This is a genomic window from Streptosporangium sp. NPDC006930 (assembly GCF_040635605.1).
Taxonomy (GTDB): domain Bacteria; phylum Actinomycetota; class Actinomycetes; order Streptosporangiales; family Streptosporangiaceae; genus Streptosporangium.
Window position 1 is genome coordinate 672,530 of record NZ_JBEYID010000002.1, and the last position, 12,068, is coordinate 684,597.

Annotated in this window: 9 protein-coding genes; all 9 read left to right on the forward strand. The window is 69.3% G+C overall.

The window, feature by feature from the left end:
• The first annotated feature begins 1 nt into the window (after position 1).
• The 9 genes from ABZ664_RS06390 to ABZ664_RS06430 all read left to right on the forward strand — a co-directional run bounded on the left by ABZ664_RS06390 (position 2) and on the right by ABZ664_RS06430 (position 12,068).
• A complete protein-coding gene (locus ABZ664_RS06390; protein ID WP_350942859.1) occupies positions 2–178 on the forward strand; it encodes an MbtH family protein in 177 nt (58 codons plus the stop codon).
• A 17-nt stretch (positions 179–195) separates the two neighbouring features.
• Positions 196–3,489, forward strand: a complete 3,294-nt coding sequence (locus tag ABZ664_RS06395; RefSeq protein ID WP_362503835.1) for an amino acid adenylation domain-containing protein — start codon at positions 196–198, stop codon at positions 3,487–3,489.
• The gene (locus tag ABZ664_RS06400; RefSeq protein WP_362503838.1) at positions 3,489–4,304 is read left to right on the forward strand and encodes an alpha/beta fold hydrolase; all 816 of its coding nucleotides are present in this window, start codon (positions 3,489–3,491) and stop codon (positions 4,302–4,304) included. Before ABZ664_RS06395 ends, ABZ664_RS06400 begins: the two co-directional genes overlap by 1 nt.
• Positions 4,301–5,437 (forward strand): acyl-CoA dehydrogenase family protein, encoded by a 1,137-nt coding sequence (locus tag ABZ664_RS06405; RefSeq protein WP_362503841.1) that lies wholly within the window; start codon positions 4,301–4,303, stop codon positions 5,435–5,437. The genes ABZ664_RS06400 and ABZ664_RS06405 overlap by 4 nt, the downstream gene beginning before the upstream one ends.
• Positions 5,434–6,507, forward strand: coding sequence for an acyl-CoA dehydrogenase family protein (locus ABZ664_RS06410; protein WP_362503844.1), 1,074 nt, complete (start codon positions 5,434–5,436; stop codon positions 6,505–6,507). Before ABZ664_RS06405 ends, ABZ664_RS06410 begins: the two co-directional genes overlap by 4 nt.
• A 210-nt stretch (positions 6,508–6,717) precedes the next feature.
• The gene (locus tag ABZ664_RS06415) at positions 6,718–8,085 is read left to right on the forward strand and encodes an aspartate kinase (protein ID WP_362503848.1); all 1,368 of its coding nucleotides are present in this window, start codon (positions 6,718–6,720) and stop codon (positions 8,083–8,085) included.
• Positions 8,086–8,198: 113 nt separating this feature from the next.
• On the forward strand, positions 8,199–9,638 hold the full coding sequence (locus ABZ664_RS06420; protein WP_362503851.1) for an MFS transporter: 1,440 nt from the start codon (positions 8,199–8,201) through the stop codon (positions 9,636–9,638).
• Between the two features lie 290 nt (positions 9,639–9,928).
• A complete protein-coding gene (locus ABZ664_RS06425; protein WP_362503854.1) occupies positions 9,929–10,528 on the forward strand; it encodes an ABATE domain-containing protein in 600 nt (199 codons plus the stop codon).
• A gap of 415 nt (positions 10,529–10,943) precedes the next feature.
• Complete coding sequence (locus ABZ664_RS06430; RefSeq protein ID WP_362503857.1) at positions 10,944–12,068, forward strand: glycosyltransferase family 2 protein; 1,125 nt, start codon at positions 10,944–10,946, stop codon at positions 12,066–12,068.

Here is a 12,068-nt window from a genome sequence, read left to right on the forward strand (position 1 = left end):
TGTGGAAGAGAAGTTCGCCGTGGTGATCAACCACGAGGAGCAGTACTCGATCTGGCCCGCCGGCCGGGAGATCCCGCCCGGCTGGCGCGAGGCCGGGGTCGAGGGCGACAAGGGCGAGTGCCTGGAACACATCGCGCGGGTGTGGACCGACCTGCGACCGCTGAGCGTGCGACGGTGAAGAAGGAGAAGGAGATCATGGCAAACCCGGAAGAGCGTAACGTCGCCGACATCAGACGCGCCCTGCTGGAGAGGAAGGTCCGCCAGCGTGTGGCGGAGAAGGCCGAACGGGAACGGATCGTCGCCGTCCCGCGCACCGACAAGATGGCGATCGCCGAGCAGCAGCGATTCCTGTGGTTCCTGCACCAGATGGTCGCGGGCGCACCGGTCTACAACGTGCCGTTCGCGATGCGCCTGCGCGGGCCGCTCGACGTGGCCGCCCTCTCCGAGGCGCTGCGCGGGATCGTCGCGCGGCACGAGAGCCTGCGCACCCGGTTCGGCGACGAGCACGGCGTGCCGTTCCAGGTGGTCGATCCGCCGCCGGAGACGTGGGACCTGCCGGTCACCGACGGGACCGAGGAGTCCGTTCAGGAGTGGATCGACGCTCAGGTGCGCGAGGAGTTCGACCTGCGCAACAAGCCGCCGTACCGGTTCGCCGTGCTGCGCCTGGGCCCCGAGGACCACGTGCTGTCCATCGTCTGGCATCACATCGTCATCGACGGATGGTCCTCGCGCCAGTTCGCCGAGGAGCTGACCGCCCGCTACACCGATCCGAGCGGCTCGCAGTTCCCCGAGCTGAGCCTCCAGCCCGCCGACTTCGCGGCCTGGCAGCGGCTCTGGCTGCTCAGCGAGGAGCCGGCCAAGCAGATCGACTCCTGGCGTTCCGCCCTGGACGGGATGGAACCGCTGGAGTGGCGCGGCGACCGGGAGCGTCCGTCGGCGCCCACCGGGGCCGGCCGCATCTACGAGGGCCGCCTGCCCGACGATCTCGCGCGAGGGATCCGCGACCTGGCCCAGGCCGAGAACGTCTCCCTGCTCGCCCTCACGATGGCCGGATACCAGGTCGTGATCAACCGCTACACCGGCCAGGAGGACATCGCGCTCGGATCGGTCTTCTCCGGACGGACCCGCTCGGAGACCGAACCCATGATGGGGTTCTTCGCCAACACGGTGGCGGTCCGCGGGAACCTCGGGGGCAATCCGGTGTTCCGCGAGTTGGTGCACACCACCAACGACACCGTCCTGGACGCGATGGCCCGCCAGGACATGCCGTTCGGCCGGATGATCGAGGAGCTCGGCCCGGAGCGGATCCCGGGACGGAATCCGCTGGTCGCGCACCTGTTCACGCTGCTGCCCGAGTCGATGATCGCGCGCTGGAGCCTGCCCGGCGTGGACGTCGAGATGCTGACCCCGCAACCGGAGACGACCAGGTTCGACCTCACGTTCCAGATCAACGACCTGCCTGACGGCGGATTGGGCGTGTGGATCGAATACTCCTCCGAGCTGTTCGACCACGAGCGGGTCGAGCGCCTGGTGGAACACTTCACGACGATCATGAACGACGCGCTGTCCAGGCCGGACGCCCGGATCGACTCGCTGGACATCATGCCCAACAGCGAGTACCTGCGCGTGCTCACCGAATGGAACCCCGAGCCCGGCGAGCGCGACGAGCGCCTGCTGCACGAACTGGTCGCGGCGCGCGTGGCCGAGGCGCCCGACGCGGTCGCGATGCGTTTCGCCGGAGAGGACCTCACCTACGCGCAGCTGGACGAGCGCTCCAACCGGCTGGCGCACGCGCTCGTCGAGGAGTTCAAGGTGGCGCCGGGGAGCGTGGTCGGGGTGCTGCTCGACCGCGGCTTCGACCTGCCGGCCGCCGAGCTCGGCGTGCTCAAGGCGGGCGGGGCGTGGCTGCCGCTCGACCCGCAGTATCCGCCGGAGCGGCTCGCCTACCAGCTCGGCGACGCCGATGTGGTCGCGGTCGTGACGACCTCGGATCTCGTGGACCTGCTGCCCTCGAACGTGGGGCGGATCCTGCTGGACACCGACGCGCTCGACGGACGAGAGGTCTCGCCGCCTTCTGTGCACGTGGCGCAGGAGGACACCGCCTACGTCATCTACACCTCGGGCTCGACCGGCACCCCCAAGGGAGTGATGGTCCCCCACCGGGCGGTCGCGAACTTCTGCACCACCTTCCAGCGGATGTTCTCGGTGACGCCGGACGACCGGATCCTGCAGTTCTCCAACCCCGCCTTCGACGTGAGCGTGTCGGACGTCTTCTCGACGCTCACCGCCGGCGCGACCATCGTGGGCGCGCCGCGCTCCGAGCTGCTCGACCCCGAAACGCTGCAGGCGCTGCTCGCCCGCGAGCGGGTGACGATGGTGGACATCCCTCCGGCCGTGCTCGGGCTGCTCGATCCGTCCGCCCTGGACGACCTGCGGGTGTGCTTCATCGGCATGGAGCCGTTCGGCCCCGACCTGGTCAACAGGTGGCGCAAGCCGGGGCGCGAGTTCCACAACGGATACGGCCCGACGGAGGTCACCGTGACGTGCGTGGACTACCTGTGCCCGCCGGAGCCTCTGGACGGACCGCCGCCGATCGGCCGGGCGATGGCCAACCAGCGCGCCTACGTCCTGGACAGGGGGCTGCGGCCCGTGCCGGTCGGCGTTCCCGGGGAGCTCTACATGGCGGGCGCCGGTCTCGCCGTCGGCTACCTCGGCCGGCCGGACCAGACCGCCGAGAAGTTCCTGCCCGACCCGTTCGCCGCCACGCCGGGCGAGCGCATGTACGCCACCGGTGACCTGGCACGCTGGAACGGCGAAGGCAACCTGGAGTTCCTGGGCCGGGTCGACCGTCAGGTGAAGCTGCGCGGGCTGCGCGTGGAGCTCGGCGAGATCGAGCACGCCGTCGAGAGCTTCGACGGCGTGCGGCAGTGCGTCGTGACCGTGCGCGACGCGGGCACCACGTCGGCGTGGCTCGCCGCCTACGTGGTCGGCGAGTTCGAGCCGGACGCGCTGCGCGAACACCTGGCCGGGCGGCTGCCCCTGCACATGGTGCCCACCGACTACGTGCGGCTGGACCGGCTCCCGCTCACCTCCACGGGAAAGGTGGACCAGACGAAGCTGCCCGACCCTCGCCCCGAGGGAGAGTCGGGACAGGTCGAGCTGACCACCGAGACGCAGCGCCGGCTCGCCGATATCTGGCAGAGCCTGCTGAGCCTCGACCCCGGGAGCGTCGGCGCTCAGGACAACTTCTTCGTCCTCGGCGGCAACTCGCTGCAGGTCACCCAGATGATCTCGCGGGTGCGCGACGCCTTCCAGGTGACGCTCGACCCGCGACGGCTGTTCAGCTACCCGCTGCTCAGCCAGTTCGCCGCCCAGGTCGACGACGCGCAGCGCGCGCTGCTCGGCGACGACGAGGTGGCGCAGCTGGAGGCCCAGGTCGCCGATCTGTCCGAGGAGGAACTCGACCGGCTGCTGAAAGAGTCGAGCTGATGGGCGGTTCGCGTCCCTCCACCCTGGAGGAGAAACGAGACGCGCTGCTGCGACTCCGACTCCGGCGCAAACGGGAGGAGGCCCTCTCTCTGCGGAGGGCCCCCTCCGCCCCGGCGGAGGAGCGGCCGCCGCCCACGTCTCCGCTGGTGCCGCTCAGTCACGGGGGCACGAAACCACCGCTGTTCCTCGTACACGCGGCGGGCGGATCGGTGGCGCCCTACGTCGCACTCGCCGCGCTGCTGGGCGACGACCGGCCCGTCTACGCGCTGGAGGACCCGGGACTGCACGGCGGCGTGACCAAGGGACGGCGGCTGTCCGAGCTCGCGGCCACCTACCTCGCCGCAGTCCGCGAGGTCCGGCCCGACGGTCCGCTGCACCTGGGCGGCTGGTCGGTCGGCGGAGCGGTGGCGCTCGACATGGCGCGCCAGGACGGCGACGTCGCCGTGACGTTCGCGCTCGACACCGCTCTCCCCGACGAACCGTCCCATCCTTGCGACGACGAGCTGCGGGCGTGGTTCGCCGCCGACGTCGCGGAGATGGGCGCGGAACCGGACGCCACCGAGATGGCCGAACGGTTCCCGGTGTTCGCCGCGAACGTACGCGGGCTCCTGACGTTCCGTCCTTCGCGGGTGGACGGCCGGGTGGTGCTGCTGTGCGCCGAGGACGCCGACCCGGACAAGCTCGACAGATGGCGTGCCTACGCCGACGAGATCCAGGTGGTGCGGGGCGACCACTACACCATGCTCCAACCAGCACACGTCGAGACCCTGGCGGACGTGATGCGCGACAGATTAAGCGAGGTGAGTGTCCGATGATGCCGGCCTTCACGCCAGAGCAGGACGGCTTCCGGCAAGAGGTCTGCGGGCTGTTGTGCGAGGAAGCGGTGAGCGCGGAGATCGCACAGTCCCGGCGGATGCCGTACGGGCAGGAGAGCGGCCTGCTCGACGTGCATCGGCGACTGGGCAAGCTCGGCTGGCTCGCGATCAACTGGCCCGAACGTTACGGCGGATCGGACGCCACGATCGTGGAGAAGGCGATCCTCACCGAGGAGATGATCCGCCACGGCGTCCCCGAGAACGTGCACTCGCTCGGCATCGACATCGTCGGGAACGCCATTCACCTGTTCGGCACGCCGGAGCAGAAGGAGCGGTTCCTGCCGGGCCTCGCACGCGGCGAGATCACGGCCAACGTGCTGTTCAGCGAGCCCGATGTCGGATCCGACCTCGCGTCGCTGACCACGCGCGCCGAGCCGGACGGCGACGGCTGGCGCCTGCACGGGCGGAAGATCTACAACATGAAGGCGCAGCACAGTGAGTTCGCGCTGTGCGCGGCCCGCACGTCGACCGGCCCGGTGAACTTCTCGGGGATCACGCTCTTCCTGGTACCGCTGCAGAGCCTGGGCACGGTCATCGAGCCGGTGTGGAACCTGTCCGAGGAGCGGTTCGACCTGGTGACGCTCAACGGAATCCGGATCGGGCGCGAGGACGTGCTCGGCGAGGTCGACGACGGGTGGCAGGTGCTGGGCAAGGTGCTCCCGCTGGAGCGCACCGGGCTGGACCACTCGGCCAAGGCCGAGCGCACGCTGTCCGCGCTGCGCGAGCACGCGCCGCCCGGCTGCGAGGAGCGGCTGGTCCAGCTCGAAACCCGGGTGCGCGCGGCCCGCCTGCTGGCGTGGCGGTGCATAACCAACCTGCACGAGGGACGGCCCAACGAGGTGCACTCGGCGATCGCCAAGTGGTACACGTCGGAGACGGCCAAGGAGGTGTCGCTGGCGGCGGTCGAGCTGCTCGGACCACGGGCGCTGCTGGACGCACGCGACCCCGAGGCCCTCGCCGAGGGCGTCTTCGACGCCGCGTTCCGCGAGGCTCCGGGACTCACGCTCGCCCAGGGCTCCTCGGAGATCATGCTCTACTTCGTCGCCACATCGAAATTGGGGTTGCCGTCATGACCACAGTGGAGACCACGGCGTTCACCGACTTCTTCGACGGGGATCTGGCTCCGCTGGTGCGGCGGATGACCGATCGGCCTCGCCCTGCGGGTGGGGAGACCGACGACGAGAGCCGCGAAACCCGCGCGATGGTGTGGGAAGGACTGGTCGGGCTCGGCGCGCTGCACACCTCTGACACCGTACGGCTCGCCGAGCTACTCGGATCGGTGCTTTACCAGGGGCCGCTGCTCGACACGCTCACCGCGCGAGAGCTGTTCCCCGACGACATCGGCGAAGAACCGGTGGCGCTCGCGGTCGCGGCCGAGCCATGGTCCGACCAGGACGGTGCGATCTCCGCGAGGCGGGCCTTCGTCGGGTTCGCGGCGGAGGTCGACCACTTCGTCGTGGGCGAGGTCGGCGCGGGTGGAGCCGGCGTGAACGGAGCCGACGTGAACGGAGCAGGCGTCGGCCGAGCCGACGCGGGTGGAGCCGACGCGGGCCGCGCCGGCATGAACGGAGCCGGCGCGGGCCGATCCGGCACCACCGGACCGCGCCTCGCGCTCGTGCGTGCCGACCATCCGTCCATCACGATGCGGCGCTACGAGGAGACGAGCCGGGGCGAGACGTACCAGGTCGAGTTCGAGGGCACGCCCGCGGTCGCCCGGACCGACTCCTCCACCGCGTGGGAGACGGCGCTCGCCAACGCGCGGGTGCGCCAGGCGGCGTATCTGGTGGGCCTCGCCCAGGCGGCGCTCGACCACGCCGTCGACCACGCCAGGACACGCCGCCAGTTCGGCCAGCCGATCGGCAAGTTCCAGGCCCTGGCCTTCCGGCTCAGCGAGCTGTCGATGCACATCGACGCGACGCGCCTGCTGGTGCACGACCGCGACGCGGCCGCGCACGCGGCGGCCAACCTCGCGGCGGCCTCGGACCTGGCCCGTACGGTCACGACGCGGACCATGCAGATCCACGGTGCCGCGGGCATGCGGTCCGACAACGACGCGCAGCTGTACTACAGGTGGGCGGCGGCCGAATCGGTACGGCTCGGCACACCGTCCCGGTTGCGGCGCGAAAGCCAGGAAACACGATGACGGAGGCCGCGGCGGCCGGGAGGTCGTTCCGCACCCGCGGAACGACCTCCCGGCTCCGACGACACGTCGCGCGTCAGCCCGCCGGTCGCGCCGGTCGAGTTGGGTGGGCCGGTCACGCCGGTCATGCCGGCCGCGCCGGTCGTCGAGCCGAAAAACCGGCCAAGCATGCCCGGATGGTTCTCAAGGAAGCACGTGACGCAGGAGTGAACGATGAGCCTGGTGATACAGAAGTACGGCGGAACATCACTGGGTGACGTGAGCAAGATCAGTCACGCAGCGCAGCGCATAGCCGCCGCCGATGGATCCGTGGCCGTCGTGGTGTCCGCGATGGGCGGCACCACCGACGCCATGCTTGAACTCGCACGCGACCTCACCGACAATCCACACGCCCGGGAACTGGACATACTGCTCAGCACCGGTGAACAGGCCTCCGCCGCCGCACTCGCCATGGCGCTGCACGAACTGGGCGTACCCGCCCGTTCGTTCAACGCCCGCGACGGCGGCATCATCACCGACGGAGTGCACGGCTGTGCGCGCATCGTCAACGTTCACCCCGAGCTGATCCGCGACTGCATCCAGGCCGGTTATGTCCCCGTGGTGACCGGTTTCCAGGGTATCGCCGCGGAAAGCGGCGAGCTGACCACCCTGAGCCGAGGCGGCTCCGACACCACCGCCGTCGCCCTCGCCGCCGCGCTACGGGCCGAGGTGTGCGAGATATTCACCGACGTCGAGGGCGTGTTCACCGCCGACCCCCGATACGTCGCCGAAGCCCGCAAACTGAGCCACCTCTCCTACGAGGACATGGCCGAGCTGGCCGCGGGCGGCGCCACGGTGCTCGCCCATTCCAGCGTCCAGTACGCCGGCACCCACCGCGTTCCCCTCCACGTCCGGTCCAGCACCACCGAGACCACCGGCACCTGGGTAACCGGCTCCCGCTCGACCACCCCACCGGACGGCGAGCGGTTCACCGCCGTCGGCGTCGCCCACCGGACAGGTCAACTCCGCTGCCGACTCGACGGGGTCGCCCCCACCGCCCTCACCACGATCGCCGCCATGCTGGCCGACCCCGCACTGTCCGTGGACATGCTCGACCACCTGGCCGCCGACGGCTCCGGTCACTCCCTGCGGTTCGTCGTGAAGGCCGCCGACCAGGACCAGGTCGACGGGGTGCTCGCCGGCCTGCGCGCGGCGGGCGCCTTCAGCGGGTGCCGCTGGTCAGGGCCCGTGGGGAAGGTGTCGCTGGTCGGCCACGGGTTCTGTACCCGCCATCCTCAGGTGCGGCTTCTGCCGGGCGCGCTCGAGACCCACGGCGTCACGGTGCGGGACATGACAGTCCGTACCCGGCGGATCTCCATCACCTGCGCCGAGTACGACGTACTCAACGCCGTAAGGCAGCTTCACCGGATGTTTCTCTCCGCCGACACCCGCGCGGATCCCCACCCGTACGCGAATCACCCGTCACACGGAGCACCCCACCCGCGCACCGAAGCCACGGTGGGTACGGGTGAGATCCGGGACGCGACCGCGCGGGGACTGGAATCACCGGCCCGATGGTCGGCAGAGGCGAAGGGCAGGTGAACCGGTTCGCTGGTCGAGAGAAGCGAAAGGCGGGTCAACCGATCCGCTGGTCGAGAGAAGCGAAAGGCGGGTGAACCGGTCCGATGGTCGGTAAAAGCGAAGGGCGGGTGACAATGAAGGCGACGTCGTCGCACACCACGGGAAACGCCGAGAGCGGATTCAGGTCCCGGCAGTTCTGGCAGCTCACCGTCATCTGCGGCACCCAGTTCCTGGTCGCCGTCGACTATTCGATCATCAACGTCGCCGCCCCGAGCATCCGCGAAGGCCTGAACTTCGGCTCCGGAGGCGACATCGCCTGGGTGCTTTCCGCCTACCCGCTCACTTTCTGTGGCTTCCTCCTCCTCGGGGGAAGGGTCGCCGATCTTTTCGGAAGAAAGCGGGTGTTCATCTGGAGCCTCGTCGGCTTCGGCATAGCCTCGCTCCTCGCGGGCCTCGCCTGGTCACCGACCGCGCTCATCGCGGGCCGCGCTCTGCAGGGCGTCGCCGCCGCGTTCATCGCCCCGGCGGGTCTGGGGCTGCTCCAGGCGGCCACTCCGGAAGGACCTCAACGCGAACGCGCTCTCGGCGTCTACGGTGCGGCACTGTCGGCGGGGTTCGTCTCCGGCATGGTGCTCGGGGGCGTTCTCACCGAGTACGCCGGATGGAGGTCCGTCTTCCTGATCAACGTACCCGTCGTCGTGGTCGCCGGTCTCCTCGCGAGGGTCCATCTCGACGAGAGCCGGGACACGCGCGCCTCCCGCCACCTCGACGTCATCGGCGTCGTCCTCGCGACCACGGGCCTGGTCGCCCTCGTGTTCGCCCTCACCGAAGGTGAGAAGTACGGCTGGTCGTCGGCTCCGATCCTGCTCTCAGCGGGGATCGCGGTGCCGGCGATCGCCCTCTTCGTCTGGACGCAGTCCAGAAAGGACGACGCGCTCGTGCCGATCTCCATCTTCCGCACGGCCGCCATCGGCGCGGCCAACCTCGTCACCGTCCTGCTGGTCTGCTCCTACGGTGGAATGCTGTTCATCCTCACCCTCTACCTGCAGACACATCTCGGTCTGGGCGCGCTCGCGACCGGTCTGGCGTTCGCCCTCTCGGGCGTGATCGCGGTCGTCACCGGCATCTACGCGGGAAAGCTCGTCGAACGCTTCGGGCTGTACCGTGTCCTCCTCTACGGAATCGTCGTCGAGACGATCGGCATCGTGGTCATGGTCGGCCTGCCACAAGACCACGGACTCACCCTCATCCTGATCGGCACCTCCGTGAACGCCGCCGGTCACATCCTCGCGCTGATCACGACGAGCATCGCCGGCACGAACGGCGCCGAGGAGGGGCGACGGGCGACGGCCGGCGCGCTGATCAACGCCTCGCAGCAGCTGGGACTCGCCGTGGGTGTGGGGGTCGTGACCTCGGTGGCCGCCCACTTCGCCGCCGGCTCCGCCGAACCCGAGGCCATCCTCGTGGGCTGGCGCTGGTCCCTCTGGTGCTCGGTCGGGTTCGCCGCCGTGGCGATCGTGACAACCGTCCTTCTCAGGAGGCGTTTCAAGGGAGAGGTCCCGCAGGCCGCGTAGGTCACGTAGGTCACGTAGGTCACGTAGGCCGCGTAGGCCGCGTAGGCCGCGTAGGCCGCGTAGGCCGCGTAGGCCGCGTGACCGCGGTTCCCACACGATCACCGCACGCCACCTCGACGATCCCCCCGGTCCGAGTCACACATCAGACCAACCCCAACCCCAACCACCGGCATCACCACTGACCATCGGCTTCGGCCACCAACCACCAGCGACCAGCGACCAGCCACCAGCCACCAGCCACCAGCCACCAGCCACCAGCCACCAGCAGGAAACCGTATACACTCGGTACAATGGTTACTTTGACCCCCCAGGCCCTACCGCCCTGGCAGGACGCCCATTTCGTCGGCGGCCATCCGGTCCTGGACCTCACGAACACCGTCTTCGACCGCACACTCCCGGCCGAGGACGTCGAACTGCTGAACACCCCCTCGGATGTCCTCACCTGGTGCGCGTCCGCCGGCCTGTTCGACGAGGTGCCGTCCTTGACGGAGGACTCCGCGAGCGGTCTCGTACGGGAGGTTCGAGCCGTTCGCGAGCAGGCGTGGGCCGTGTTCAGCGCGATCACCGACGGCGAGACCGTGCCGACCGAACCCTTCGGCGCACTCCTGCAACGGGCGGGCAAGGGAACGCGCGCCGGCCAGGTCCAGCGGATCGACGCCGCGCTCGACGGCTACACCGCCGACTGGACGACCCCCGGAGCCATCCCCACGACACTGTCACTGCTGGCGATCCACGCGGTCTTCACCCTCCCGCCCGGCCGGATCAGGACGTGCGGACGATGCGGCTGGTTGTTCCTGGACTCCTCGCGAGGCGGACGTCGCCGCTGGTGCAGCATGAGCGTCTGCGGAAACCGTGAGAAGGCGCGCCGCCACCGCCAGACGTACCGCTGAGGCTCCTCACCTACAGGGTGGGACCATGCGGCGGAATCCAGGACGGCACATGCGCGCATGAGGCGCACGTCGCGGGAACCCCCGGGTTCGCGATGATCAAAATGTTGTCTCACCAGCCCCTGGCGCATCTTGTGCAAATCTACTCGGTACCGTAACAATTGCACCGTTCCAATATGTTGCCGGGAAGGCGCTCAGTACTGTCCCCATCTATCGGGTAAGGGACTTTTCCTCCCGCAACCGCACAAGCATCTTGGGGCAAACACGCCCAGAAGGATCAGTGGAATCCGCCTTGAATTGGTTTGATGCTGCCTACGAATGGATTGTTAGATCCAGTGCCAACGGAACCTGGCGGGACCTGATTCCGCTGGGCTTGGCGGGCCTGCTCGTATGGGGCCTGTGGGTTTATCGTGTGGTGTTGTCCCGGCTCGCCAAACCGGTCGTGAACGGCTACCGGACCACGGTCTCCGTGGTCGTCCCGTCCTACCGGGAGGATGCCGAGATCCTGGTGCGCTGCCTGGCCAGCTGGCTGGCCCAGGACCCCCAGGAAGTGATCATCGTTGTGGACGTCGGGGACACCGACTGCCATGCCAAGCTCCGCGAGGTGACAGACCCTCGGCTGCGTGTCCTGGTGTACGAGCACTCGGGCAAGCGCTCCGCGCTCGGGGTCGGCATCCGGGCGGCCCGGGGCGAGGTCGTGGTCTTCGCCGACTCCGACACCTGGTGGCAGCCCGGCCTGCTGGCCGCCGTACAGATGCCCTTCGAAGACCCGGCGGTCGGTGGGGTCGGCACCCAGCAGAACGTGTACCAGCGGACCAGCAGCGTCTGGCGGCGCATCGCCGACTGGCTGGTCAACCTGCGCTACTACGACTACGTACCCGCGATGGGCAGCAGGGGCGGGGTGGCCTGCCTGTCCGGCCGCACCGCCGCCTACCGGCGTAAGGCCATCCTCCCGGTGCTCACCCACCTGGAGAACGAGTTCTTCCTCGGCCGCCGGTGCATCGCAGGCGACGACGGCCGGCTCACCTGGCTGGTCCTCGCCTCCGGGTACAAGACCGTGCACCAGTCCTCGGCCCGCGCCATCTCGATGTTCCCCGACTCCTTCCGCGCCTTCGTCAAGCAGCGCGTCCGCTGGAGCCGCAACTCCTACCGCTGCTACCTGACCGCGCTGTGGAAGGGATGGCTGTGGAAGACTCCGCTGGTCACCAAGGTGACCGTGCTGCAGATCCTGCTCACCCCGGTGACCATGGGCGTCACGCTCGCCTACCTGTTCTTCAGCAGGCTTGAACTCACCCCGCTGGGCATCGGGCTCGCCGTCGGCTGGCTGCTCCTCGGCCGGGGTGTCCGCGGTTGGTCACACCTGCGCCGTCACCCCGGCGAGATCCTGTTGCTGCCGCTGCTCTGCCTGGTGGTCATCATGATCGCACTGCCGATCAAGCTGTACGCGTTCCTCACGATGAACAAGCAGGGCTGGCTCACCCGTACCTCCGACCAGGTGGGCGGGGCGGGCCAGAGCGCGGCCACCCTGCAGGGAATGGCCTGA